Source organism: Paenibacillus sp. J22P59 (assembly GCF_059383895.1).
Window position 1 is genome coordinate 224,953 of sequence record NZ_JBXENX010000005.1, and the last position, 26,234, is coordinate 251,186.

The window sequence follows — 26,234 nt, forward strand, 5'->3', positions numbered from 1 at the left end:
ACTTGAAATTGCCAAACGGCTGTATTACTATAGGTTTGTTCAAGAAGTAGGTATATTTTTGAAGTTTTCAGTGAATAAGAGGGATAAGATGACTCTTCATTTGCCTATTAGGGGAGGTGAAACCATGAATAAAACGGATTTGATTGCTAAAGTAGCCGAATTGTCCGATCTTTCGAAGAAAGACGCGACTAAAGCGGTAGATGCTGTATTTGATGCGATTGCGGATGCATTGCAAAGCGGAGATAAAGTACAACTGGTAGGCTTCGGTAATTTCGAAGTGCGTGAGCGTCAAGCTCGCAAAGGCCGCAACCCGCAAACTGGCGAGGAAATTGATATCGCTGCAAGCAAAATGCCTGCCTTTAAACCGGGTAAATCACTTAAGGATCTAGTCTCCAATTAAGAATAAGTCACCTATTAGCGCCCGGACGATTATCGTTCGGGCGCTTTCGCTTTACAACTGCTAACGGCGCTTTTATAATGAATAAAGCTAATAGCGGACAAAGCATGACTTAGGGAGGATTAAAGATGGAGCCTAATCACGGCGATTACATTGTGATCAAAGCGAAAGACCAAGGTGTTCAGGTAATTGGATTGACACGCGGACAGGATACGAAGTTCCATCATACTGAGAAGCTGGACAAGAATGAAATTCTTATTGCACAGTTTACGGATCATACTTCAGCAATTAAGATTCGCGGCAAAGCGATCGTGATGACGAAATACGGTACGATGGAGACCGACCAATAGCATCGCATACTCCCTACTGCTCCAGGCAGGAAGGGAGTTTTTTTGTATAAAGGCATAGCTTGCCTGATTCGTTTGTACAATGGGGTATGAGGATCATTTGGGCAAGGAGGTGCCGGTAATGCGCATAGTAAGACCTTATATGGCAGCGATGGCTATAGCAATCGTGGTCATGATTGTGATAACTTGGCTTCCTCATTCCGGCCTTGCACCAGGCAAGGGCAAGAATGAGGTGGCTGTTTTTCATCCGGCATCAGTGACGCGCTTGACTAATCTTAACTTAGTGGATGTCATGATTGGGCTGAAGCTTATCGGGCATTTGTCTAAAGTGGAGTGGAAGCATTCCATCTTGTCTGTTGAATTGAAGATGAGCTCGGATCAGGCGCAGCCTGAGCGCTGGATTCAAGATATGGAGAAAATGATCTATCTCTCTTTTATCCAGATGGACAATGTGAATCGAATCCTGATTCGGTATGTGGACTCAGAGACACAGAGCGGTGCTTCACGGCTGATGCTTGCTGCTGATATAAGACGGACGGACAGTTGGCTTCACGATGAGCTCGAACAGCTAAGCCTTGCTGATCCGATCCATGATGAGAAGTGGAGAGAGCGGCTTCGAATTAGCCTGACGTCTGCATGGGAGGAAAGATTCGGGAAGTCTGCTGCTTATTCTACTCACCCTCGAACTTAGGGACATAAGGGATGTTAGGAATATTGAACAAGGCAGGGTCGTTTCGTATGCTCTTTTCTAAAGTTGTGCTATAATAGTTTAGATTATTGAGCGGCGATTACTGCTTCTCTGTTCGGAGGCTTACCCCATGACACCCTATCGTATCGATGAATTGGCTAAAAAATATGTGGAATATGACATGATTCAGCAGAATACGAATCTGCCCGTATTTCCAGATGCGCGTTTGCGCCTGCTTTACGCTTGTCTTCATCAGCATCGCCTTGCATCGCAATATAGCGAGCTCTATACGCTAGTAGCCTCCCTCGTTCAATTGGGGATGGACACGCATGATTTGATTGATACCGAGACGAATCAACGGTCTGAGCGTGAGATGAGATCCCGGCAATTAAAGGTGCTGGCAGGCGATTACTTCAGCACGCATTTCTATCGTTTATTAGCACAAGCTGGCCAGATCGAGATGATCACGAAACTAAGCGAGGCCGTCTGCGAAGTAAACAAACTTAAAATGAATTTGTACATAAAGATGAAGCAATTGAAAGTAACGGCAGATGACTATTTAAGCTATACCGTTCAGCTCAAGAGCGAGCTGTTCCATGTATTTGACAGTATGCTGGAAGGTACCTCATCAAGATTATGGCCGGAGCTTCTTCAAGTCGTAAGCCGATGCGAGGTCATCGTTGAGGAACTGGCCAGAAGCGAATCGCCGAGCCGTTTTCCCATGAGCTGGGCCTATTGGCATGTGCTGCAAGCAGGAACAGAGGAAGAGAAGCGTATGCTTAAAGAAAACCCGCAGGAGGCTTCAGGGATAAGCTCGCTTGTGAAGAAGTATGAGTGTAGAGAGCAGCTGATTGGCAAGCTTAGACTCACGCTTGATAGTGTGCGCTCCGTTGCTAACCGGCTCGAATCGGACAAGCTTATTCAAGTACTGCATGAGATTGCAAATGATTATTCCGGGTATTTGGTTGGTCCCGCTTCCGCTTTGAATGAAATGAACTCATGAGGTGAAGAGAGAATAATGAAGGCACAATCAAAGGATCATGTACAAGCGCTATTTGAGAATGTTGCACCCAAATATGATTTGATGAATGATCTTATCAGCTTCCGCAGGCATAAGGCTTGGCGGAAGTTTACCATGAAAAAAATGAATGTACAGCCAGGACAAACCGCGCTCGACGTGTGCTGCGGAACAGCAGACTGGACAATTGCTCTGGCGAAGGCAAGTGGGACCGGCGCTATTGTTGGACTGGACTTCAGTCAGAATATGCTGAGCGTGGGCGCAAAGAAAGTAAGCAACGAGCAATTGGATGGACAAATAAAGCTCATCCAAGGAAATGCAATGGCCTTGCCCTTCGAGAATGATTCTTTTAACTTTGTTACAATTGGATTTGGGTTACGTAACGTACCGGATTATTTGCAGGTATTGAAAGAAATGGAGCGGGTCGTCAAGCCAGGCGGCAAGGTTGTTTGTCTGGAAATGTCCAAGCCGACGTGGCAGCCGTTTAAGGCGCTGTTTTATTTTTATTTCGAGAAGATTCTTCCTTTGATGGGGAAGCTGGTAGCTAAGCGATTCCAAGAGTATAAGTGGCTCCCGGAATCTTTGAAGCCATTCCCAAATTCAGAGGAATTATCTCAACTATTCCGTCAAGCAGAGCTTAAGCAAGTGAAAGCCTACTCTTTTGCTGGTGGTGTTGCTGCGCTGCATATAGGCACAAAGGAGAAAGAAGCACAATGATTCGCAAGCTACGTATAATTCTTGAAATGATTAAGTTTGAGCATACGGTGTTTGCCCTGCCGTTTGCTTTTATGGGCGCTATTCTAGGTGCTGTTGTTATGGAGGACCGCCTGCCGACATGGGCGGAGATCGGTTGGATCTCGCTGGCTATGTTCGGTGCAAGAAGTGCGGCGATGAGCTTGAATCGCTTAATTGACAAGGCGATTGATCTGCGCAATCCGCGTACGGAGAATCGCGCATTGCCTGCCGGATTGCTTAAATCGGCTGAAGTTTTGCTCTTTATTATCGTTTCTTTTGGCTTGCTTATACTGGCGGCGCTTAACCTTGATCCAATTGCGATTAAGCTGCTTCCCATCGCAGTGATACTGCTTGTTCTGTATTCCTATACGAAGCGTTTCACTTGGCTCTGCCATTTGATACTTGGACTAACGATAGGGCTGTCGCCATTAGGGGCATGGGTATCCATAACAGGAGCCTTTGATCCGTCGGCATGGCTGCTCTATATTACCGTTTCCTTATGGATCGCGGGCTTTGATATCGTATATGCAACACAGGATGCTGAGTTTGACCGTAATAGCGGGCTGCATTCTATTCCGTCACGCTTTGGCGTGGCAGGTGCTCTCTGGATTGCACGAAGCTTGCATATTGTAACTGCGGCAGGCTTTATATCGTTGTTCTGGATGACAGAATTAAGTTGGGCATACTTGATAGGGGCAGTATTATCTATCGGGATGCTGTTTTACCAGCATTGGTTAGTACGCCCTAATGATTTGTCTCGTGTGCAGATCTCATTTTTTGGAATGAACGGAACGCTCAGCGTTGTGTTGTTTCTGTTCACGATCGTTGATTTGGTGGTGCTTCGTCAGTGGTAGAGAAAGAGCCGATGATCAGGAGAAAACGATGGGTCGTTGGTATAACAGGTGCTAGTGGTTCGATCTATGGAATTCGTCTGATCGAGGAGCTTCTTCGAGCAGATTATATCGTTCATCTTGTCGTAACGGAGGCAGGCTGGCGCGTATTGAAGGAAGAGCTGGGCTGGGAAGCCTCTAGAAGGCAGGCTGCTTTGGTAGAGCGTTTTGGCGAGGCACTTGCATCTGGAATACTCGTGTTTCATCCCAATGCAGATATTGGAGCTTCTATCGCAAGCGGTTCCTTTCAGGTAGAAGGAATGGTCGTTATTCCTTGCTCCATGGGCTCGCTTGCTTCTATGGCTCACGGCATCTCAGATGATTTGTTGACTCGTGCGGCCGACGTGATGTTGAAGGAAGGCCGCAGATTGTTGCTGGTCCCAAGAGAGACGCCTTTGCATGCGATTCATTTGGAGAACATGCTTACATTATCTCGACTTGGTGTACGAATGATTCCAGCGATGCCGGCCTTTTATTATAAACCGCAATCGATGGATGAAATGATTAACTTTTTGGTCGGAAAAGTGCTGGATAATATGTCCATCGAACATGCGTTATACAGAAGATGGGGAGATGAGCAGCATGGGCAGTCAGACAATTGATTCGCTCTCCGTAGGTCGTATTGATTATGCGAATGCTTGGCCGTTGTTTCACTATATTGATTCGCAATTGATGCAAGGATCTATTACTATGGTTTCAAAAGTGCCTTCAGAATTGAATCGGATGCTGCATGAGGGGAGTCTTCAAGTATCAGCGGTCTCTTCTTTTGCTTATGGGATGCATAGCGATGATTATGTGCTGCTTCCTCATTTGTCCGTAGGTTCAGAAGGCAACGTACATTCGATATTATTATTTCTGAAAGAACCGATCGAGCAGGCTCGACCGGAACGAATTGCTGTTACTTCGACTTCTGCTACATCTGTCAATCTGCTCAAAATTATTATGGCGAATTATTATGGGCTCACCCCAGAGTACGAGCCGATGGAGCCTGATCTTGATAAAATGCTGGAGACAGCAGATGCTGCGCTTTTAATTGGCGACCCTGCTATCCATGCGTCCTGGAGCAATCATCAGCTGCATGTTATTGACTTAGGCCGCTTGTGGAATGACTGGACGGGGCTTGCGATGACTTATGCCGTAGTAGCTGCGCGCAAAGAGGCAGCGGCTGCTTATCCTGAATTATTCCGGGAGCTGTATGAGGCCTTTAGGTTCAGCAGGCTGCAGTGCAAGAAGGACTTCACTCCTTTAATTAATAAGGCTTGCTCGGAGCTTGGGGGAGAACCCGCTTATTGGGAGATGTATTTTAACAGCCTCCAATATGATTTTGGGCGCAAGCAGCAAGAAGGGCTAGCATTATATTTCCGCTATGCGAGGGAATTAGGGCTTATCGAGCATGATGTGCAATTGACATTTCTGTATGAAGACCAAACTGCCGAATAGGTGAACCAATGAAACTACTAGACATTTATGCAAAGTTAAAGGGCGATATTAATCAAATAGAAGAGGAGCTTGAGCGCAGCGTAGCCTTTGACCATGAGCTGCTCAGCGAGACCTCACTCCATTTGCTTCAAGCGGGTGGAAAGCGTCTGCGGCCGGTATTCGTGCTGCTGTCAGGCAAGTTTGGCGAATATAACCTGGATATATTGAAAAAAATAGCGGTTCCGCTTGAACTTATACATATGTCTTCTCTGGTCCATGATGATGTGATTGATGATGCTTCTACTCGGCGTGGTCAGCTGACCGTAAAGTCAAAGTGGGATAATCGCGTTGCGATGTATACAGGTGATTATATTTTCGGCAAAGCTTTAACGATCGCCACAGAGCTTCATAATCCTTTTATTCATCAGATGCTCTCGAAATCGCTCGTTCAGATGAGTATCGGGGAAATGGAGCAAATCCGTGATTTTTTCAATACAAAGCAGAGCATCCGCAATTACTTGCTGCGTATTCGCCGGAAGACGGCTTTACTCATCGCGATAAGCTGTCAATTGGGTGCTGCCGCTGCTGGTGCTGATCGGGTAACGGTCAACCAACTGTATCGTTATGGCTATAATGTCGGCATGGCTTTTCAGATTCGTGATGATCTTCTCGATCTCTTCGGTACCGAGAAGCAAATTGGCAAGCCGCCGGGCTCTGATATTCGTCAAGGGAATATAACGCTTCCTGTTATTCTGGCATTGCAGGACGAGTCCGTACGTGAGCCGCTATTGAAGGAAATTGCTGGTATTAAGGAGAATAATGGATTAGTCAATACGAAGCCAGCCATTGCCCTTATTAAGGGCAGCAATGGAATCCATTTTGCAGATCAATTGGCAACACGTTATATTGAAAAAGCTTTGGCTGCATTAGAGGGATTGCCAGGTATCGGAGCGAAGAAGAATCTAATCGATATTGCACATTTTGTAGGAAAACGCAATTATTAGAATGAACAGACAGGAGTGTTTACTATGGAAAGAACTTTTTTGATGGTGAAGCCCGATGGAGTGCAGCGTGGACTAATTGGTGAAATTTTCACTCGTTTTGAGAGAAAAGGACTCAAGCTTGTCGCAGCCAAATTTATGCTCGTCAGCGAAAAACTCGCGGAAACTCACTATGGTGAACATATCGGCAAATCATTCTACGAACCATTAGTTGATTTCATTACCTCTGGCCCCGTATTTGCGATGGTATGGGAAGGCGAGAATGTGGTTGCCTTGACTAGAGCAATGATCGGCAAGACGAATGCTGTTGAAGCTATGCCGGGCACGATTCGCTCTGATTTTGCTGTCCATACGAATTTCAATTTGATTCATGGCTCTGATTCACCAGAGAGTGCAGCTAGAGAGATCGGTAATTTCTTCTCAACCGAGGAGCTTGTACAATATGAACAAACGATTCAGCGCTGGGTATAGGCTGTAGCGCAGTAGAGTTTACGGGAGGCTGTCATGTCGGAGGATCGGGATTTTGCGCTCTTCATCCAGCGGATGAAGGAGAAGACTCACATTGATTTATCACAATACAAGGAAGCACAAATGAAACGTCGTTTGACTACGCTTCGCATGAAGCATGGCTATGAATCCTTTGAGCTTTATTGGCAAGCTATAGAGAAGAATCGTAGTTTATTGAATGAGTTTTTGGATCGGATGACGATTAACGTATCGGAATTTTGGCGCAACCCGAACCGATGGGAAATTCTACAGCAGCAGTTTCTTCCGGAAATGCTTGCTGGCGGCAATAGGCTGAAAATATGGAGTGCGGCTTGCTCGACTGGCGAAGAACCTTATACGATTGCGATGATATTATCAGAGCTTGGCGTAACTAATCGGGCTTCCATATTAGCGACGGATCTGGATTCTATCGTTTTGCAGAAGGCTATGGAAGGCATTTATCTAGAGCGTTCGCTTAGAGATGTGCCGACTGCCTGCAAGCAGAAATATTTTCGCGCGGAGGACGGAGCTTTTGCAATTGCAGACCAATTGAAGCAGACGATTAAGTTCAAACAGCAAAATCTGCTGCATGATCCTTTCGATGATTCCTTTGATCTCATTGTCTGTCGGAATGTGATGATTTACTTTACGGAAGAAGCCAAGCACTTATTGTATCATAAATTTGCCAAGGCGCTTCGTCCGGGAGGACTGCTGTTCGTAGGCAGCACGGAACAAATATTCTCTCCTGCCCAATACGGATTTGAGACGGCAGATACCTTCTTCTATCGGCGCATGGACAGCTAATCAGGTATAATGAAATCATTCCTATCCTTAGCCGACCGGCTAAGCTAAGTTATTTATCCATAAGGCAGATATACAGGCAGTTTGAAGCCTTTATATCTGCTTTTTTATTGCAGAGAATCCAGCTTGAATCATCTGATCTCTACTTTTTCGCAAAAGGTAGCATTTCTTGTCAAACTAGCAGGGCTGTACTATAATGAGCAAAGATGTTAAGGGCAGTTGATCAGTACAAGTGGATGCAGACTCAGGTTTACTTGGAGGAGGAGCTAAGGTTGAGTTTACGTTATCTAACAGCCGGAGAAACGCATGGTCCCCAATTAACTGCTATTATTGAGGGATTGCCTAGTAATTTGACTATTGATTTCGAAGAACTGAACTTTCAATTGCAGCGTCGTCAGAAGGGCCATGGCCGCGGGCGCCGAATGCAGATTGAGAAGGATACGGCGAATATTGTAGGCGGCGTACGCCATGGGCGTACAACAGGAGCTCCTGTTGCTATCGTGGTCGAGAATAATGACTGGAAGCACTGGCTGAAGGTTATGAATGTTGAGCCGATTGAAGGCGGAGATGAAGACAAACGCCGGGTACATCGTCCACGTCCGGGTCATGCCGATTTGAACGGTGGTTTGAAATATAATTTGAAGGATCTACGTAATGTCCTGGAGCGTTCCAGTGCCCGCGAGACAGCTGCGCGTGTCGCAGTGGGAGCGGTCGCTCGTCAATTTCTAGCGGAATTTGGCATTAAGGTAGCTGGACAAGTTATCCGCATAGGAGAGATCGAAGCGCCTGCCAATCAACTCTCCGTGGATGAACTGATTCGATTAACGGAGGATTCACCAGTTCGGGTAGTCGATAAGGCGACGGAAGAGAAAATGACGGCCTATATTGATCAGATTAAGGCAGAGGGTGATTCCATCGGCGGGATAGTCGAATGTATCATCGAAGGCGTACCGATTGGTCTTGGCAGTCATGTTCAATGGGATCGTAAGCTAGAGGGGCGCATTGCAGGAGCAGTTGTATCAATTAACGCATTCAAAGGCTGCGAGATTGGAATCGGATTCGAAGCGGCTAAGCTTCGCGGTTCACAGGTTCATGACGAAATCTTGTATGATGAGGAGCGAGGCTATCACCGGGCAACGAACCGTCTAGGCGGCTTCGAGGGCGGCATGACAAATGGCGAGCAAATTGTCGTACGCGGTGTTATGAAGCCAATCCCGACGCTGTACAAACCACTTCGGAGTGTAGATATCGACACTAGAGAGCCTTTTACCGCTCAAGTGGAGCGTTCGGATAGCTGTGCGGTTCCTGCGGCGAGTGTTGTGATGGAGCATGTGGTAGCATGGGAAGTGGCTAGAGCTTTTTTAGAAAAATTCGGCGGCGATTCAATTGAAGAAATCCGTGCGAATGTGAACAACTACTTAGAACAATTGGGGCGGTATTAATATGCGTGAACTAACAGTAGACTTAGGTAATCGCTCTTATCCTATTTATATCGGGGAAGGCCTCTTGCAAGAGGCTGCTTCATATTTCAACAAGCATGGCATCAGTGCCAAGTCACCGCTTATGATTGTCACGGATGATCAGGTGGCCAAGTATCACTTGGAGCCGCTTGTTGCCAATCTTCGCAGCGGTGGCTTTGAGGTTGCTACTGCGGTGGTGAATTCGGGAGAAAGCTCGAAGTCCTTGTCTGTATTAGAATCTCTTGTAACGAAGGCGCTGGAAGCAGGCCTTGACCGCAAGTCGACAATCGTTGCTCTTGGCGGCGGCGTTGTTGGTGATTTGGCTGGCTTCTTGGCTGCTTCATATATGCGTGGCGTGAAGTTCGTCCAAGTGCCTACTACAATTCTGGCACATGACAGCAGTGTTGGCGGCAAGGTAGCAGTTAATCATCCACTAGCCAAAAATATTATTGGTGCGTTCCATCAGCCAGAGCTGGTCCTCTATGATTTGAGCACGTTGCAAACGTTGCCTCCTCGTGAGGTAAGTGCGGGATTGGCTGAGATGGTCAAGCATGGACTGATCTGGGATGCAGGATTCACGCAGTGGTGTGAGGATAATGCGGATAAGTTGCTCGCACTAGACCCGGATGCTCTTGGTTATGGGTTATACAAGGGCTGCAGTGTTAAGGCCATTGTCGTGTCGCAGGATGAGAAAGAAAATGATCTGCGCGCGATATTGAATCTTGGCCATACGATTGGCCACGCGCTTGAAGCGGTAGCTGGCTATAATGAGCTGCTGCATGGCGAGGCAATCTCAATTGGAATGATTGGATCGGCGAAGCTAGGCCTTCGCTATGGCGCATCGGAGGAAGTCTATGAGACCACGAAGCGGGCACTTGCCAAATGCGGGCTGCCAGTGAAGCTTCCAGCACATTTCGATGTGGATGCGATCATGGCTGCTATGATGCATGATAAGAAGTTTAGCGAGAACACGATGATATTCGTAGTGCCAACTGCAATTGGAGTAGTGGAAATTAAGAAGGATATTCCAGCACAATGGGTACGCGAGATCGTAGAGGAATTGAAACAGGAGGCATAAACAATGAGTGTCAGAGGAATTCGCGGAGCTATTACGGTTGAGGTGAATGAGCCGCAACCGATTTTGCAAGCTACAATTGAACTGCTTAACAGCATTGTAGCAGACAATAATATTTTGCCTGAAGATATTTGCAGCGTATTGATTACAGTTACCAATGATCTGGATTCGACATTCCCTGCTAGCGCTATTCGCCAGATGAGCGGTTGGGAGCTAGTGCCGCTTATGTGCGCACTAGAGGTTCCAGTGAAGGGAAGCCTGGAACGCTGCATCCGGTTCATGCTGCATGTCAATACGAACAAAACACAGGCTGAGGTGAAGCATGTGTATCTTGGCGGCGCACAGGCGCTTCGTCCCGATTTATCCAAAACATAAGTTGACGGACAGTCAAAAGCTGTTGTATATTGATTAGTAATAGTTAGTTTGTATTTAGTGTGTTAGCAGGTTTTTAGTTGAGTAGAGATGAGCAGAGCAGAGACGAGAGCAGTACAGTAGAGAGTAGTTTCCTCAGGGCGAGGAATGTTATTTGTTATTTCATGACGCCCATGGTCTATTCTTTATTTGCTGGCAATCACTTTCGCAATCATCGCCAACCAACGCTCCTGCTTCCGCAGGAGCTTTTTTTATTTCGTTATACCGATGACATGTACTGCTCCTTCTTCCATGAAGTAGCAGCAACCATAAGGAGGATACCTCTATGACAAGTGAATTGCAGCAAGTAAAGAAGCTAGCGGGCCAATATAATCTTATTCCGATTGCACGTTATATGATGGCGGATACGGAAACGCCGATTCGATTGTTTCAGCATTTTGCCAAGGAACAGCATGCCTTCCTGCTGGAAAGCGTTGAAGGCGGAGTGAAATGGGCGAGATATTCTTTTATTGGTACCGACCCTTTCATGATGCTGTATGGGAAGAATGGCAGAATGGTGCTTGAGCGCAATGGTCAGAAGCAAATACTTGATGATCAGCCGATCGAGCTGCTTAAAGCGCATCTGCGCTCGTTCCGGAGCTTATCTATGCCGGGGCTGCCGCCTTTCACAGGCGGGGCAATAGGGTTCTTCGGCTATGATCTGCTGCAATATTACGAGAAGCTTCCCGCGCACAGGATCGATGATCTTGCTATGAATGATTTACAGTTCATGTTCTGTGATCAAGTAATCGTCTTCGATCACTTTAAGCAGCAGCTGCAGATCATTGGGAATGTTCATATCCCGCAAGTGGCGACGGATGCCGCTGTGGAGCAGGCTTATGCTGAGGCTGTTGCTAAGATAGAAGCAACGATTGAACGGATCAAGCAGCCGGTAGAAATTCCTGTCCCAACAGGCTCAACAATTGATCATGATCCCGATCTTGGCGATATTCAATCGAATCTCACCAAAGAGCAGTATATTGCTAATGTTGAGAAGTCGAAGGAATATATCCGTTCAGGAGATATTTTTCAAGTAGTATTGTCGCAGCGCTTCAATATTGAGACGGATATCGATCCTCTCCACGTCTATCGAGTTCTTCGCACGATGAATCCTTCCCCTTATATGTACTATTTAAAAATGGGAGAAGAAGTTATCGTCGGCACATCGCCGGAAGCGCTTGTGAAGGTCAATGGCGACAAGGTGGAAACAAGGCCTATCGCAGGAACCCGTCCACGCGGCAAAACGCCTGAAGAGGATCAGGCATTAGAGGTTGATTTGTTGGCGGATGAGAAAGAGCGGGCAGAGCATTTGATGCTGGTTGATCTTGGCCGTAATGATATCGGGCGAGTATCGCAATTCGGATCTGTACATTGTGACTCCTATATGGAGATCGAACGTTATTCCCATGTGATGCATATCGTTTCTAACGTATCAGGCAAGCTGCGGGAAGATAAGGATTTCTTTGATGCCTTCTTGTCCTGTCTTCCTGCGGGTACGGTATCCGGTGCACCTAAACTGAGAGCGATGGAAATCATTGCAGAGCTTGAGAATGAAGCGAGAGGCGCTTATGGAGGTGCGATCGGCTATCTTGGATTCGGCGGATCACTGGATACCTGCATTACGATTCGAACGATTATTTTCAAGAATGGAAAAGCCTATGTACAGAGCGGGGCAGGCATTGTATGGGATTCGGTTCCTGAGAATGAATATTTGGAGACGGTGAACAAAGCGAAGGGAATGCTGAAGGCGATTCGCGCTGCTGAGCAATTATTTGCGAAAAAGGGCTCGCTGTCCGATGAACGTAATGCGGTAAATACCGATTATTACGTTCATGCCAAAGAGGGGGTAGGACAATGACTTTCCTTACAGAATCGATCACGATGCAATCGGCCTTGAACAAAATAATGGGCAATGCGGATTTATCTAGAGCGGAAGCCCGCGCAGTTATGGAAATTATTATGAAGGGCGAAGCCACGCCTGTTCAGATAGCCGGTGTCATTACAGCTCTTCGGATGAAAGGTGAAACAAAGGAAGAAATTACCGGATTTGCCGAAGTGATGCGTGAGCTGTCCAACCATGTACACACGAAGCAAGAGGGACTGCTGGATACTTGCGGGACCGGCGGATCGGGCATTCATAAATTCAATATTTCAACGGCATCTTCAATTATTGCTTCTGCAGCCGGAATTCGCGTAGCGAAGCATGGCAATCGGGCAATGTCCGGCAAGGCTGGCAGCGCAGACGTACTGGAAGCCTTGGGGGTGCAGATTACCCTTACGCCGGAGCAAGCAACAGACTGCTTGAATCGGATCGGCATTTGCTTCATGTTCGCGCAGCTGTATCATCCATCACTCAAGCATGCGGCTATACCTCGCCGTGAGCTGGGCATTCGCACGATATTTAATATGCTGGGTCCGTTGACGAACCCCGCTGGTGCCGATCGTCAATTGTTGGGCCTATATGATCGGAGCAAGACGGAGACGGTCGCTTCTGTGCTGAGTGAGCTTGGTGTAAAAAGAGCGATGGTTGTCAGCAGCCATGATGGGCTGGATGAAATAAGCATATCTGCCCCGACTCAAATATCGGAGCTGCTACATGGCGAGGTTCGAACGTATGAGCTGACGCCGGAAGAGCTTGGTCTAACACGATATCCGATTACCGAGGTAATGGGCGGCGATCCGCTGGAGAATGCTTCACTTATTCGCGCTATATTCCGCGGTGAGCAGCGCGGAGCCTACCGCGATATCGTATTAGCGAATGCGGGCGCCTGTATTTATGTAGGAGGCCTTGCGGATACCTTGACAGAAGGTGCTGCAATAGCAGCGGAAATGATTGATTCAGGCAAAGCGGAGCAGCAGCTGCATGCGCTTATACACACGACAGGAGAGTTGATACATGTTTCTGGATAAGATCGTCGCTACGAAACGAGAAGAGGTTGCCGCGTTGGCTGCGCAATTCCAACTCGCAGAATATGAGCGCCAAATTACCGAGCTTCCTGCTTGCCGCGGGTTTGAACGTGCATTGACTACAGGCCGCAAGCGTGACATCGGTCTGATTGCCGAAGTAAAGAAGGCTTCGCCTTCCAAAGGGCTTATTCGTCCCGACTTTCATCCGGCGGAGCTTGCAGCCGCTTATGAACGGGCAGGCGCAGATTGCATATCCGTGCTGACGGATCGTGATTACTTCCAAGGGTCTAATGATTATTTGAGCCTAGTTAAGGAGACTGTGAGCGTACCTTTGCTGCGCAAAGACTTTATTATTGATTACCGGCAAGTGTACGAAGCAAGAACAATAGGCGCCGACGCTATTCTGCTTATTGCGGCAATTCTTAAGCCGTCCGAATTATCGGAGCTCTATGATGTTGCTCTGTCGCTGGGCATGGACGTACTAGTGGAGGTCCATGACCGTGTGGAGCTGGAGCAAGTGCTGGAGCTGAATAAGTCAACTCTAATTGGCGTCAATAACCGCAATCTGAAGTCCTTCGTGACGGATCTGCATACGACAGAAGCGCTTATTGACCTGATGCCTAGTCATGTTACCGTCATTAGCGAGAGCGGAATTGCCGGAAGAGCCGACATGGATTATCTCCAATCGGTAGGTGCGAAGGGCGTCTTGATCGGAGAGCATTTCATGCGTCAACCGGATGCGGGTCAGGCGGTTATTGATCTGCTAGGGCCGGTGAACGCATAATGGCACCGCGCATCAAAATTTGTGGCTTGAAGGATACGGCTACCATAGCCTTAATGGATGGCTTGCCGATTCATGAAATCGGCTTTATCTTTGCTCCAAGCAGACGCCAGGTAGAGCCTATGGCTGCTGCTGCACTTATTGAAGCGGCTCATCGCTTACGGACGGCTGGAGGCTTGCGCCCGCTTACAGTAGGTGTTTTTGTTAACCCGGAGCTGAAGCAATTAAAGGATATAGTCGAACTCACCAAGCTTGATATTGTACAGCTTCATGGGCAAGAGCCATTGGAGCTGCTGCATTCGATTAAGGAGGAGCTCCCGGTTAAGCTATGGAAAGTATTTTCCATCGGGAGAGAGGACACTTCGGATCAGAATCTCGCTAACGAGACGCTTGCTCCTTATAAAGGAATCGTAGATGCGGTTCTTATTGATACAGCAGGCGGTGGAACAGGCCAGACGTTTGATTGGGATGTAGTTTCGGTGTACAAAGCAGCGGCAGAACAAATTGGTGTGCCTTTATACGTTGCGGGCGGTCTCCATGTGGATAATGTAGGACAGCTGCTTACGCAATATAAGCCGGATGGCATAGATGTATCAAGCGGAGTAGAAACGAACGGCATAAAGGATATCGACAAAATCAGACTATTTGTAAGAAGGGTGATGGAATAATGAGCCAATTTCCAGATGAGAATGGACGCTATGGCAAATTCGGTGGGCGGTATGTGCCGGAGACATTGATGAATGCCTTGCTGGAGCTTGAGACAGCATACAAGCATTATTCACAGGACGTTGAATTTCAAGATGAAGTAAAATATCTTTTGCACAAATACTCAGGACGTCCTACTTCCCTCTATTATGCTGAACGTTTAAGTGAGCATTTGGGCGGCGCAAAGGTGTACTTGAAGCGTGAGGACCTGAACCATACAGGCGCTCATAAGATCAATAATACGATAGGGCAGGGCGTACTCGCAAAGCGTATGGGCAAAACGAAAATTATCGCTGAGACGGGTGCTGGCCAGCATGGTGTAGCATCGGCAACGGTAGCAGCGCTGCTCGGTCTTGAATGCAAAGTATTCATGGGCGAAGAGGATATGAAGCGTCAGCAGTTGAACGTATTCCGCATGCAGCTTCTCGGTGCAGAGGTCGTTCCCGTTCTATCCGGAACGCGGACGCTCAAGGATGCTTGCAATGAGACGCTTCGCTACTGGGTTAGCAACGTTGAAGATACGTATTATATTCTAGGCTCAGCGACGGGTCCTCATCCATATCCAATGATCGTAAGAGACTTCCAACGTATTATTGGCGACGAGTCTCGCAAACAAATTGTAGCGGAAGAAGGCAGACTTCCTGATTATGTGGTAGCTGCAGTCGGCGGCGGCAGCAATGCCATCGGTATTTTTTACCCGTTCGTGGAAGATGAGTCCGTTCGTCTCATTGGAGTTGAAGCGGCTGGACGCGGCATAGATACGGATGAGCATGCCGCGACGATGACTAAGGGCAGCCACGGTGTATTCCAAGGGTCTATGAGCTATTTGCTGCAGGATGAATTCGGACAGGTACTGCCTGCCCATTCCATATCTGCAGGGCTGGATTATCCCGGAATCGGACCTGAGCATTCATACTTGAAGGATTCTGGACGTGCGGAATATTTCCCAATTAGTGATGCGGAGGCGCTTGATGCGCTTCAGCTGCTGTCTCGTACAGAAGGCATTATTCCTGCATTAGAATCAGCACATGCGATTGCACAAACCATTAAGCTTGCTCCGACCCTGGATAAAGATAAGATCATCGTAGTCAGCTTATCAGGTCGCGGAGACAAGGACGTTGAAGCTATTATGGGCTATCTTGGAGGCGAACAGAAATGAATTTAATTGATGCTGCCTTTGCACGGCTGAAAAGTGAAGGGAAAACGGCGCTTATGCCATTTATTACGACGGGTGATCCCGATATCCGTACGACTATTGCGATTATCAAGAAGCTGGAGGAAGCGGGAGCTGATATGATCGAGCTCGGTGTTCCTTATTCCGATCCACTGGCTGACGGTCCAGTTATTCAGCGTGCTTCCCAAAGAGCATTAATTCATCGGATATCCATTAGAGATTGCATTGAAACGGTCGCACAGGCTCGTGAAGCTGGCGTGACCATTCCTTTCATTTTGTTTACTTATTTCAATCCCGTGCTGCAGTTCGGACTCGAAGCCTTCATGGAGCTGGTGAAGCAGAAGGGAATAAGCGGCCTAATTATTCCTGATCTTCCGATGGAGGAGGATGAAGAGGTTAGGCTGCTGGCAGAGGCTGCCGGGATCCATCTGATCCCTCTAGTCGCTCCGACATCCAAGGATCGTGTTGTGCGTATCTCCCGTCAAGCGCGCGGCTTCGTTTATTGTGTCTCTTCGCTCGGTGTTACAGGTGTTCGTGCTGAATTCCATACGGGCATTGATGATTTTCTCGCAACGGTAAGAGAGGCGACGGATCTCCCGATAGCGATCGGCTTCGGCATTTCCAGCCGCGAGCAGGTAGAGCGCTTCTCCAAGCAATGCGATGGAGTTGTTGTAGGCAGCGCGATCGTTCGCAAAATCGAGGAGACGATTCCTTTATTGAACGATGAGGATCAGCGGGAAGCGGGCCTTCAGCAGATTGGCGATTTCGTTGCGGAGCTGAAAGGATAGACGGATCGCCCTATATAGAGTACCCCTTGCATACAAGCAAGGGGTATTTTTGTGCATAATCAGCAGGTAGAAGTATGGATTCCGTGCTTAAACTCTTTTAAAGGGAAACAAGATGTGAGACAATAGACAACAGGTTACAATAGCGAGTCATTATAATAAAGAGGTGAACGGCACATGCAGCCAAAAAGCAATATCGTGCACCTTCCTGTCTATCAGCCAGGCAAGCCGGTTGAGGACGTCAAGAGGGAGCTTGGATTAACAGAAGTCATTAAGCTTGCTTCTAATGAGAACCCATACGGATGCTCAGAGCAAGTCAAAGCGGCAATTATACAGGAATTAGACAATATCAACATGTATCCGGACGGAGCGAGCGTTGAGCTGACTGCTGCATTAGCGGCACAATTAGGCGTTGATGAGAATCAGATCGTTTTCGGTACGGGATCTAGTGAAATTATACTTATGCTGGCAAGAGCTTTTCTGGCGGCTGGCGATGAAACCATTATGGCAGATGAAACCTTCTCGCAATATAAACATAATGCAGAGGTTGAGAATGCGACGATTATCGAAGTGCCGCTGAAAGACGGCAAGCATGACTTGGATGCGATGCTGGCGAAAGTAACCAGCCGTACGAAAATTATTTGGGTATGCAATCCGAATAACCCGACGGGTACGATTGTATCCGAATCTGAGCTGACAGGCTTTTTAAATAAGGTGCCTGCGCATGTATTGGTTGTTCTGGACGAGGCTTATTGTGAATTCGTAAAGGATGCGGAATATCCAGATGGAATCAAGCTGCTTCCGAGCTACAAGAACGTGATCGTATTGCGTACATTCTCCAAAGTATTCGGATTGGCTTCTTTACGGATCGGATATGGCGTATCACATGCTGAAGTCATCCGCTACATTAATCAGGTTCGCGAACCATTTAATACGACGAGACTTGCTCAAGCAGCTGCTAGAGCGGCACTTCGCGACACTGCTTTTATTGAATTTGTGAGCGAGAAGAATGCTGAGGGCATTGCTTACTTCTGCGAGCAATTTGATCGTATGGGCTTATCTTATTTCCCTGCCCAGGGCAATTTTGTGATGGTGGATGTCAAGACCTCATCGCCGGAGATCTTCCAGGCACTGCTGCTCAAAGGGATTATAACGAGAGCGCGTTGGACTTATTATCCAACCTATCTGCGGGTATCTGTCGGCACCAAAGAACAGAATGAAAAGTTCATTGCTGCGCTGGAGCAAGTCTTGCAGGAATCGGCGGTGCACGGATAATCCTATGGTGAAAATTGCAATTTTCGGAGTAGGCTTGATCGGAGGCTCGCTGGCGTTATGCTTTAAGGGCAAACCGGGCGTAACGGTGGTTGGCTATTCTAACCGACAGTCCTCTGTTGACAAATATATGAAACGTGGTGTGGTCGATTATGCGACTACATCCATTCAAGAGGCCGCAGAAGGAGCCGACTTCATCTTTTTATGCGTGCCCGTCGGCAACTTGGCAGAGTATGTGACAGAGCTTAACAAGCTGTCCTTGAAGCCTGGATGCATCCTCACGGACGTAGGCAGTACGAAAGCATCCGTAGCAGAATGCGCACGAAGCCTTGAGCTGCAAGGGGTCACTTTTATTGGCGGCCATCCTATGGCTGGTTCCGAACGTTCTGGGGTAGAGGCGGCATCTACGCATTTATTCGAGAATGCTTATTATGTATTAACGCCTGACAGCACGACACCTCCTGAAGCGCTGGAGAGGCTAAAAAGCCTTCTAGTGCATACGAAGGCGCATATTGTTAGCGTGGATGCTCATTCTCATGACGAGATCGTCGGTGCGATTAGCCATTTGCCGCATATTATTGCTGTGGCACTTGTTAATCAAATCCGCGGCTACAATGAAAGCAATGGATTGTATGAATCGCTGGCAGCAGGCGGTTTCCGTGATATTACGAGAATTGCGGCTAGTGATCCGGTCGTTTGGCGCGATATCCTCGTTAATAATCGGGGAGTGCTGCTCAAGCTGCTGAAGGATTGGAATGCTGAGACAGAAAAGTTCGTTCAGATACTGGAGCGGGAAGATGGACAGGCGGTCGAAGAGGAGTTCCGCTTGGCTGGCGAATTCCGCAGTCGTTTGCCGGAACGCCGCAAAGGGATGATTCATTCTACGTATGATTGCTATGTCGATATTCCCGACCATCCAGGCATTATCGGCAAGATTGCCAGTGTGCTTGGCAATGAGCGAATTAACTTGAGCAATATTAATATTCAAGAGAGCAGGGAAGAAGTACCGGGCGTCCTGCGTCTTTCTTTCCGAACACAAGAGGATTTGGATCAAGCCATTGTTATTTTGGGCAAGGCAGGCTATTCTGTACATCAATAACTCTATTAGAGCCTCTGCGGAGGCTCTTTTTTTTGTTAGGGCAAAGCATTGGGGATGATCGCTCAGGATTGGATTTTAAAGCGTTTACAAAAAAACAGTTGACAATATGGAAGCGTATTCATATAATAAAAGTACAGTATGGTTTCTCTCCACTCCTATCCAAATCCTATAGCTTTCAGCATGAAGGCTGACCACTCCTCCGGAGTGGTTTTTTTTTTTTTTTTTTTTATACAAATCCTTATTGCAAATCAGAATTAAAATAGCGATAAGTTTGTAAGTGAGCAGGTATAATTGAAACGAACACACTTCCCTATACGAAATTCAATTCCATCGCCTGATGTCGGCCGCTCAAGCTGCGGCAGTAGCGAAAGTCATTACAGAAAACCATTTTATACGAAAACTATTTTCTGAAATTGCTCACTTCCTTATTCCACAGAAACTGCAGTTGTAATTATGGATAATAATTATTGTAAGTTTAATTAATTAATATAATAAAAATTAATCATATTTAACAAGAAATGCAATGTTATTGTTTAAAATATGTAATGATATATATATCCGAATATCTTTTATTTTATAAAAATAAATTGTATACGCTTTATTTTTTCTTGGTTAGATAAAAATTGATCTCTAATAATGTTTTTACATTCCATAAATTACATGATATGATATAAAAATCAAACGAAGGAGATTTAAAACTTCTGAGTAAGCGTTTACTTAAATTTGAAAGGCTCGAACTGAAGAATATTGAATTCAAAACAAAATCAAATTGAAAGGATCGTGATGAATGATGAAAAAAACGATTTGTTATCAGCAATGTTGCTCTGCTGAGTAATATTTACGTTGACGCCGGCGATGTCTGCCTCTGCCACCTTACTTATTCACTAAACGGCATTATTCGCGATATTCCTGGTTATAAGGCTCTACAGTTGTTCAGATATAACGAATACGAATGACAGGAATACCTATATTTTAAAAACAAATGAACATTGGAGGATAATTATGGAGCACAAAAAAATGGGTTTTAAATCAGCGGTTTCCGCCGTATTTGCTGTTATCTTATTGTTAAGTTTTGCTGGATCAAGCTTCGCTACGTCAAGCGTTACTGGGTCAAGCTTAGCTACTTCAAGCTACGAAGTTCCAGCACAAATTGTTAATCTTCAATTCTTAAGTGCATCGCGGTCCCAACGTATTCTTAAGTGGGGGTACGCCGAGAATTCCCCTTCCGGCGATGTGGTTGTCATCAGAAGCATCCAGCAAAAAGCAAATGGGGAATATGTAATTAAAGAAGCAACGGTAACTTATGGATATACCTTATACGTTGATGACGATTATGTTAGTGGAGAGCATATCACCTATGTTGTAATCACGAAAAAGGTAAATGGCAACTCACTCGGCGCCGCTACCATCACCTATGTTCCTTAATGAAGTCTGACGAATCGAAAATTTGGGATGTCTGGTGCGAAGGCCATATCATTAAAAAATATGAAGCAAGTCAGCATTAAAAGATTTGTCTTTAAGTTGAAGATGCCAGCAAAAGATTATATTGAAGTTACGTAAAGCTAGACCAATATGTAGCTCGATTGAAAATATAAAAGAAAAAAAACAGCGTTTCCGGATAAAAGCATGAACGTTGTTTTTATTTCTGCGGCTAAGCCGATACGATACGTAGAGTTGAGGGGAGTTGTCATCCGACAACAAGAAGAAAGGGTGAATCTCGAAAACTACGAGTACAGTTTCAGGATAGGACTCTCCCCTCCTATCCAAATCCTATAGCTTTCAGCATGAAGGCTGACCACTCCTCCGGAGTGGTTTTTTTTGCAGTAGTAGAATGTACATTGCGGTTATGCTTGTACAATGAGCATAAGCTTGACAACACCTACATTCTTACACCTAAATCATACAAGGTATCAGCCAGGATAGAAGTTGTTACTCGGAATCGTCAAAAGGTGGAGCGTATCATATGAACGTTGCATTCCTATTAAAGAATGGTATCATTTTGTGATGACACAGCTACTCTTCGAATATGACGAAACGCACATCATTGAGCCTTAAGATTCAATCGAGGCAGCAATTACTTTGTGGAGTATAAGTATGATCATCTGGTGCAAGCAAGAGCTGCTAGAATAAAGAGGATCCAAATACATGGTGAAGGAGAAGGTTCGTTGAATGAAACAAACAAAGCTCATCCTAATGGAAGGTCTTCCGTCTACAGGAAAATCTACAAATTCGGGATTTCTATTGGATCAACTGGAGAGAAATGGCCGACGAGCGAAGTGGGTTCATGAAGTAGCCCGACCTCATCCTACACTTTTTTTCTTCGAGGCGTCCCTGGGTGAGGTTGAGTATCGTGATTATATTTCACGCTATCCTCAAACGGCTTCGATCTTGGGGGAATTGGCTATTAAGCATGGCGATTCTTACGGAATCGATCTTTTGGACATTAAGTGGAATCAACATGCTTTTTTCTCCGAAGAGGCCATCCTCGACTTGAAACAATATGATGTTTGGAATTATTCTATCAATCGTTATACGGAAATAGCTGTTGAAAAATGGAGATCCTTTGTGAAAAAACAGCTAAATTCAGACGAAATCATCATATTGGATAGCAGTATATTCCAGTTTCAAATCTACAGTTTTTTGTTAGAAGGAAAATCATATGAGGAGCTCCGATATTTTATTCAGCAGCTTTTCGATATCATTACGCCGCTTAACCCTTCACTGGTTTATTACTATCGAGAAAATACGAATGATACTATCGACTATCTCGTTCAAGATCGTGGAGTGCGTTTTCTAGAGAGTATCTGGGAAAGAGATCGAAATCGACCCTACTATATAAATCGTCCCTCTGGCAGCGAGGGGTATAAAATGTTTTTGCTTGATTACGGAGAATATGCATATAAGCTCTTTGACATTGCACCGTTTCCAAAACTCGCTTTAGAAATCACGGAAGGGAATTGGTCGAAGTACCAACACTCATTACTCCGGTTTTTGGACTTACCTTATATTCAATCTGATCATAAGAGTGGGGCGTATCCCAGTGGAATATACTATAATAATAAGCTAGATCAGCATGTTGAAATCTCGGGCGATTATTTTATTACCACAAGTGGTGTAAGAAAGAGAATATTACCTAAATCAAAAATGGAGTTTTCATTAAGCGATATTCCCGTAAGAATTCAAATTAACGGTGAAGACCTAGCTCTTATAGGGGGACAGCTCTGTGAGAAATGGACGACAAAAGGAACTGTTTTTAGTAAAGTTTTGAACTGAATTTTTAAAAAGTCATCAGTGACTTCTGTAATTCAAAATCGACAAGAGCCGGTTAACTGATAGGGATAACAAGAAATACCTCAGCCCACTTTGAAGTGCACCCCTTATAGTAGACATTGGAAAAACCCATATGGGAAACCGATGATACTTGAGGAGGTGTATTTTTATAAGGAAAAGAGAACAACCGAATAAATTGTATACATATGAGGTAAGGATTTGTGTGGGAATGATATCGTAGGCGTTTCATTTCTTACTTTAGAAAGGATTGATATTATTTGAGTGGCAATGACATCTATTTAAGGTATCTTGAGATGAAAGATGCAGGCAATCTTCTTGAATTAAAGATAAGAAATCGTAATTTTTATCAACCGTTTGAACCAATCAGGGATGAATCACATTTCACCCTAGAAGGACAGGAAAGAGAAATTGCAGCTGGAATTCAAGGGGCAGCTAACGATCAAGCTTATACTTTTGGAATCTTTCTTAAAGAGACGGATGAACTTGTAGGAAGAATAGCACTGAGTGGTATTGCTCGAGGTCCTTTCCAAAATGGAAATTTAGGTTATTTTATTGATGAAAAACATAACGGCAAAGGCTATGCAACAGCGGCAGTCTCTTTATGTTTGAAAAGTGCCTTTAATGAAATCGGTTTACATCGTGTTCAAGCTGGGGTTATGCCCAAGAACTTGTCATCTATCCGAGTTTTAGAAAAGGCAGGATTTAGACATGAGGGACTAGCAAAGAAATATTTAAAAATTAACGGTGCGTGGGAAGATCACATTTTGTTTGCGATTACTGCTGAATAAAGTAATGTTTAGTATTCAGGTTATGTTTGTCGAGGAACGAAAAGCAAGCTGGCCCCGACGAATGTAGAGATGCAGGCCGTGACTTTTAGGGGTCCATTTCCATAAGCGGTCTATCTGTATTTCATATGTCTCAATCTATTCTTATTCCAATATTCCCAGATTGCTCTCCCTGTTGCATTCGCTGAAAGGCTTGAAGGGTGTCTTGTAAAGGATAGACACTATCAATGATAGGACGTATTGAGTGGTGTTCCATAAATTGAAGCATCGCAATGAACTCTTCACTGCTTCCCATTGAGGTGCCGATGATACTGATTTGGGGGTAAAATATGGATCGAGCTGCTAATTCTATTCGATCTCCTGAGCTTGCGCCGAATGTTACGATACGGCCATTCGGTTTAATGACATCGAAGTAGTGTTGGAACGTCGCTGGCCCGATACTGTCCAGAATGAGATCCACGCTTTCTCCTCCCATACTTTCCTTCCAATCGCTATGACTGTCAAAGGCATGGGATGCCCCATATGCAAGAGCAGCTTGCCTCTTTGTTTCACTGCGAGATGTGACACTGACTCGTGCACCCGCCGCTGAAGCCATAAGCATGGCATAAGTCGCCACACCGCCTCCAATACCCGGAATAAGGAGATGTTCGCCTTGCTGTAAGCGACCTCTCGTGAACAAAGCCCGATAGGCCGTTAAGGCAGACAAGGGCAACACGCCAGCTTCTTCCCAAGACAAGTAAGCAGGTTTGCTGACGGCATTTTGCGCGGGGATGATGATCGACTCAGCAAATGTTCCATCCGAAGGACCGCCCACAATGGCTGGAACGGTCGGGACATCGTGGGCGGTTTCCCATCCGATACACGGATTAATGATGACATCGGTACCTACTGTAAGATTTGTTACGCCATCACCTATCGCTTCAATTGTACCAGCGCCGTCTGAACCCATAATTAGGGGAGCATTCTTAGCTGTTCGATCCGCCATGAGAAATAAATCTCGATGATTCAACCCCGCAGATTTCAGCCTCACTTTTACTTCGCCGAAGCCCGGTTGTTTGTCACTAACATCTTCATATGTCAAGCCCTTCAAGCCGTGTACGATTGCTTTCATTCTAATTCCTCCATTAAGTCGTATTTCAGTGAATCTATTGTGAATTGTACAGAATGGGAATCATACAGTAAAATGAACAAAACCGAATGTGAGTATCATAAATGATCATACCAAGCAGGTGACATAGAAATGGAAAGTGGAGATTTAAGAATATTTCAAGCTGTAGCTCGAGAGGGGAGCATAACCAAGGCTGCGCAAATGTTGAACTATGTACAGTCTAATGTGACGAACCGAATTCAGTATCTTGAGGCGCAGTTGAAAACACCTCTTTTTCGGCGATCCAATCGAGGGATGACGCTGACGCAGGCTGGCGAGAATTTACTGGGATATGCGGATAAAATACTGATTCTAATAGACGAGGCAGTGAAATCTACACAATACTCGGACCATCCATCAGGGCCTCTTCGGATAGGCTCGATTGAAGCGACTGCTGTCATTCATCTGACGCCTCTATTGGCCGAATATCAATCTCAATATCTGGATGTTCATGTCTCGCTCATGACGGATGTAACACATACTCTCTTACAAAAGGTGTTGGATTACGAGCTTGACGGGGCTTTTGTCTATGGACCCATTGACCATCCAGATATAGAATATGTCGAGGCCTTTGAAGAGGAGCTGGTACTGATCTCGGAGCCGGGAAAAAGCGATATGCACGAGTTGCTTTTGAAGCCGATGTTGTTTTTCGATGTTGGATGTACGCATCGGGCAAAAGCGGAGAGTTTTCTGAGAGGAACTGGCCTGACCACATATCAGATTATGGAATTTGGTACATTAGCAGTTATTCTAGATGGGGTATCCGCTGGGCTCGGTGTTTCTATGCTACCACGATCATCGATTGTCAAGGCGGAAGAGAAGGGTATAGTCGCCTCCCACCGCTTACCTGAAGAGTACCGAGATTTGCAGGTATGGTTTGTACATAGACAGGATTCAATTTACTCCAGTGCGTTGACAAAGCTAATACAACTCGTTGAAGCTAAGCAATAATAGTTAACCCGCCATATTAATAGTGTCGAATGTTGTCGGTTCACTGAATTTATCGAAGTTCTATGACGGGAAAAGCTCCGTTCCACTGTGGAATGGAGCTTTTTCCCTGTTCATTTAGAAGCACGTAAAGGATTGAATGGACTGCAAGCTCAATCCGGTATATACCCAAAACCTTCCGTTCCACTGGAACCCCGCAACCGAGGTACGTCCTACGAAAATTGGGAAAAACCAGAATTGATTTCTATTCACGAGCCAAACATACGTATTCCGAAACAAACAACCAGCAATCGCTCCCGGGTCGACAGCAAAGGACGAAGCTGCAGGCTGCTGAGGGATGAATCCCGGTGGAGGTGAGCTGGGTCCCATAATGCCCGGGGGTCCTGATGAACCTGGCGGTCCTGACGGTCCCGGCTGACCAGGAAATCCTGGGGGACCTGGAGGAGGTGGTGGGATAAATGACATGATTGTGTCACTCCTTAATTGGTGGGCTAAAACATTGTATGTAGGAGTGGAGATAAGTGAATGGGCTCCCCTAGTTGTATTAGTTTATTCTTAACAGTGCGTGAATGGCTCAACTATGGTATATATCAATGTAGAGTTGTCAAAATT

29 protein-coding genes are annotated in these 26,234 nt (G+C 45.9%); 27 read left to right on the forward strand and 2 right to left on the reverse strand.

Going from position 1 to position 26,234, the window contains the following annotated elements:
• Nucleotides 1–124 precede the first annotated feature (124 nt).
• The 26 genes from AC50YO_RS10695 to AC50YO_RS10820 all read left to right on the forward strand — a co-directional run bounded on the left by AC50YO_RS10695 (nucleotide 125) and on the right by AC50YO_RS10820 (nucleotide 23,530).
• The gene (locus tag AC50YO_RS10695; protein WP_494846813.1) at nucleotides 125–400 is read left to right on the forward strand and encodes an HU family DNA-binding protein; all 276 of its coding nucleotides are present in this window, start codon (nucleotides 125–127) and stop codon (nucleotides 398–400) included.
• A 125-nt stretch (nucleotides 401–525) separates the two neighbouring features.
• Complete coding sequence (mtrB, locus tag AC50YO_RS10700) at nucleotides 526–747, forward strand: trp RNA-binding attenuation protein MtrB (RefSeq protein WP_494846814.1); 222 nt, start codon at nucleotides 526–528, stop codon at nucleotides 745–747.
• A 118-nt stretch (nucleotides 748–865) separates the two neighbouring features.
• The gene (locus tag AC50YO_RS10705; RefSeq protein ID WP_494846815.1) at nucleotides 866–1,435 is read left to right on the forward strand and encodes a hypothetical protein; all 570 of its coding nucleotides are present in this window, start codon (nucleotides 866–868) and stop codon (nucleotides 1,433–1,435) included.
• A 127-nt stretch (nucleotides 1,436–1,562) separates the two neighbouring features.
• Nucleotides 1,563–2,435, forward strand: a complete 873-nt coding sequence (locus AC50YO_RS10710; RefSeq protein WP_494846816.1) for a heptaprenyl diphosphate synthase component 1 — start codon at nucleotides 1,563–1,565, stop codon at nucleotides 2,433–2,435.
• 15 nt (nucleotides 2,436–2,450) lie between these two features.
• On the forward strand, nucleotides 2,451–3,167 hold the full coding sequence (locus tag AC50YO_RS10715) for a demethylmenaquinone methyltransferase (RefSeq protein WP_494846817.1): 717 nt from the start codon (nucleotides 2,451–2,453) through the stop codon (nucleotides 3,165–3,167).
• On the forward strand, nucleotides 3,164–4,039 hold the full coding sequence (locus AC50YO_RS10720) for a UbiA-like polyprenyltransferase (RefSeq protein ID WP_494846818.1): 876 nt from the start codon (nucleotides 3,164–3,166) through the stop codon (nucleotides 4,037–4,039). The genes AC50YO_RS10715 and AC50YO_RS10720 overlap by 4 nt, the downstream gene beginning before the upstream one ends.
• Before the next feature lie 11 nt (nucleotides 4,040–4,050).
• Nucleotides 4,051–4,677, forward strand: coding sequence for a UbiX family flavin prenyltransferase (locus AC50YO_RS10725; protein WP_494846978.1), 627 nt, complete (start codon nucleotides 4,051–4,053; stop codon nucleotides 4,675–4,677).
• Nucleotides 4,658–5,515 carry a menaquinone biosynthesis protein gene (locus AC50YO_RS10730; RefSeq protein ID WP_494846819.1) on the forward strand — a complete coding sequence of 286 codons (858 nt, stop codon included), beginning with the start codon at nucleotides 4,658–4,660 and terminating at the stop codon, nucleotides 5,513–5,515. Before AC50YO_RS10725 ends, AC50YO_RS10730 begins: the two co-directional genes overlap by 20 nt.
• Nucleotides 5,516–5,523: 8 nt before the next feature.
• Nucleotides 5,524–6,498 (forward strand): polyprenyl synthetase family protein, encoded by a 975-nt coding sequence (locus tag AC50YO_RS10735; protein WP_494846820.1) that lies wholly within the window; start codon nucleotides 5,524–5,526, stop codon nucleotides 6,496–6,498.
• A 24-nt stretch (nucleotides 6,499–6,522) separates the two neighbouring features.
• Nucleotides 6,523–6,966, forward strand: coding sequence for a nucleoside-diphosphate kinase (ndk, locus tag AC50YO_RS10740; RefSeq protein ID WP_494846821.1), 444 nt, complete (start codon nucleotides 6,523–6,525; stop codon nucleotides 6,964–6,966).
• Nucleotides 6,967–6,999: 33 nt separating this feature from the next.
• A complete protein-coding gene (locus tag AC50YO_RS10745; RefSeq protein WP_494846822.1) occupies nucleotides 7,000–7,785 on the forward strand; it encodes a CheR family methyltransferase in 786 nt (261 codons plus the stop codon).
• 269 nt (nucleotides 7,786–8,054) lie between these two features.
• On the forward strand, nucleotides 8,055–9,224 hold the full coding sequence (gene aroC / locus AC50YO_RS10750) for a chorismate synthase (RefSeq protein WP_494846823.1): 1,170 nt from the start codon (nucleotides 8,055–8,057) through the stop codon (nucleotides 9,222–9,224).
• A gap of 1 nt (nucleotide 9,225) precedes the next feature.
• The gene (aroB, locus tag AC50YO_RS10755; RefSeq protein WP_494846824.1) at nucleotides 9,226–10,320 is read left to right on the forward strand and encodes a 3-dehydroquinate synthase; all 1,095 of its coding nucleotides are present in this window, start codon (nucleotides 9,226–9,228) and stop codon (nucleotides 10,318–10,320) included.
• Between the two features lie 3 nt (nucleotides 10,321–10,323).
• Nucleotides 10,324–10,692, forward strand: a complete 369-nt coding sequence (gene aroH, locus AC50YO_RS10760; protein WP_494846825.1) for a chorismate mutase — start codon at nucleotides 10,324–10,326, stop codon at nucleotides 10,690–10,692.
• A gap of 77 nt (nucleotides 10,693–10,769) precedes the next feature.
• Nucleotides 10,770–11,018, forward strand: a complete 249-nt coding sequence (locus tag AC50YO_RS10765; RefSeq protein WP_494846826.1) for a hypothetical protein — start codon at nucleotides 10,770–10,772, stop codon at nucleotides 11,016–11,018.
• On the forward strand, nucleotides 11,015–12,586 hold the full coding sequence (gene trpE, locus AC50YO_RS10770) for an anthranilate synthase component I (protein WP_494846827.1): 1,572 nt from the start codon (nucleotides 11,015–11,017) through the stop codon (nucleotides 12,584–12,586). The genes AC50YO_RS10765 and trpE overlap by 4 nt, the downstream gene beginning before the upstream one ends.
• On the forward strand, nucleotides 12,583–13,638 hold the full coding sequence (gene trpD, locus AC50YO_RS10775) for an anthranilate phosphoribosyltransferase (RefSeq protein ID WP_494846828.1): 1,056 nt from the start codon (nucleotides 12,583–12,585) through the stop codon (nucleotides 13,636–13,638). Before trpE ends, trpD begins: the two co-directional genes overlap by 4 nt.
• Entirely contained in the window at nucleotides 13,625–14,419 is a 795-nt protein-coding gene (trpC, locus tag AC50YO_RS10780; protein ID WP_494846829.1) for an indole-3-glycerol phosphate synthase TrpC, read from the forward strand. Before trpD ends, trpC begins: the two co-directional genes overlap by 14 nt.
• Nucleotides 14,419–15,084: a phosphoribosylanthranilate isomerase gene (locus AC50YO_RS10785; protein WP_494846830.1), complete on the forward strand. Its 666-nt coding sequence runs from the start codon at nucleotides 14,419–14,421 to the stop codon at nucleotides 15,082–15,084. Before trpC ends, AC50YO_RS10785 begins: the two co-directional genes overlap by 1 nt.
• A complete protein-coding gene (gene trpB / locus AC50YO_RS10790; RefSeq protein WP_494846831.1) occupies nucleotides 15,084–16,280 on the forward strand; it encodes a tryptophan synthase subunit beta in 1,197 nt (398 codons plus the stop codon). The genes AC50YO_RS10785 and trpB overlap by 1 nt, the downstream gene beginning before the upstream one ends.
• The gene (gene trpA, locus AC50YO_RS10795; RefSeq protein ID WP_494846832.1) at nucleotides 16,277–17,083 is read left to right on the forward strand and encodes a tryptophan synthase subunit alpha; all 807 of its coding nucleotides are present in this window, start codon (nucleotides 16,277–16,279) and stop codon (nucleotides 17,081–17,083) included. The genes trpB and trpA overlap by 4 nt, the downstream gene beginning before the upstream one ends.
• Before the next feature lie 174 nt (nucleotides 17,084–17,257).
• Entirely contained in the window at nucleotides 17,258–18,355 is a 1,098-nt protein-coding gene (gene hisC, locus AC50YO_RS10800; protein ID WP_494846833.1) for a histidinol-phosphate transaminase, read from the forward strand.
• A 4-nt stretch (nucleotides 18,356–18,359) separates the two neighbouring features.
• Complete coding sequence (locus tag AC50YO_RS10805; protein ID WP_494846834.1) at nucleotides 18,360–19,451, forward strand: prephenate dehydrogenase; 1,092 nt, start codon at nucleotides 18,360–18,362, stop codon at nucleotides 19,449–19,451.
• 1,002 nt (nucleotides 19,452–20,453) lie between these two features.
• Complete coding sequence (locus AC50YO_RS10810; protein ID WP_494846835.1) at nucleotides 20,454–20,876, forward strand: hypothetical protein; 423 nt, start codon at nucleotides 20,454–20,456, stop codon at nucleotides 20,874–20,876.
• A gap of 744 nt (nucleotides 20,877–21,620) precedes the next feature.
• Entirely contained in the window at nucleotides 21,621–22,724 is a 1,104-nt protein-coding gene (locus AC50YO_RS10815) for a P-loop NTPase family protein (RefSeq protein WP_494846836.1), read from the forward strand.
• Nucleotides 22,725–22,999: 275 nt separating this feature from the next.
• Nucleotides 23,000–23,530, forward strand: a complete 531-nt coding sequence (locus AC50YO_RS10820; protein ID WP_494846837.1) for a GNAT family N-acetyltransferase — start codon at nucleotides 23,000–23,002, stop codon at nucleotides 23,528–23,530.
• Nucleotides 23,531–23,660: 130 nt separating this feature from the next.
• Here the strand turns inward: AC50YO_RS10820 and AC50YO_RS10825 are convergent, their stop codons facing one another.
• On the reverse strand, nucleotides 23,661–24,638 hold the full coding sequence (locus tag AC50YO_RS10825; RefSeq protein ID WP_494846838.1) for a zinc-binding dehydrogenase: 978 nt from the start codon (nucleotides 24,636–24,638) through the stop codon (nucleotides 23,661–23,663).
• A 129-nt stretch (nucleotides 24,639–24,767) separates the two neighbouring features.
• Between AC50YO_RS10825 and AC50YO_RS10830 the strand changes: the two genes are divergently transcribed.
• The gene (locus AC50YO_RS10830) at nucleotides 24,768–25,625 is read left to right on the forward strand and encodes a LysR family transcriptional regulator (protein ID WP_494846839.1); all 858 of its coding nucleotides are present in this window, start codon (nucleotides 24,768–24,770) and stop codon (nucleotides 25,623–25,625) included.
• Between the two features lie 114 nt (nucleotides 25,626–25,739).
• On the opposite strand, the gene AC50YO_RS10835 is transcribed toward AC50YO_RS10830, so the two are convergent.
• Nucleotides 25,740–26,087 carry a collagen-like protein gene (locus AC50YO_RS10835; protein ID WP_494846840.1) on the reverse strand — a complete coding sequence of 116 codons (348 nt, stop codon included), beginning with the start codon at nucleotides 26,085–26,087 and terminating at the stop codon, nucleotides 25,740–25,742.
• Between the last annotated feature and the right edge of the window lie 147 nt (nucleotides 26,088–26,234).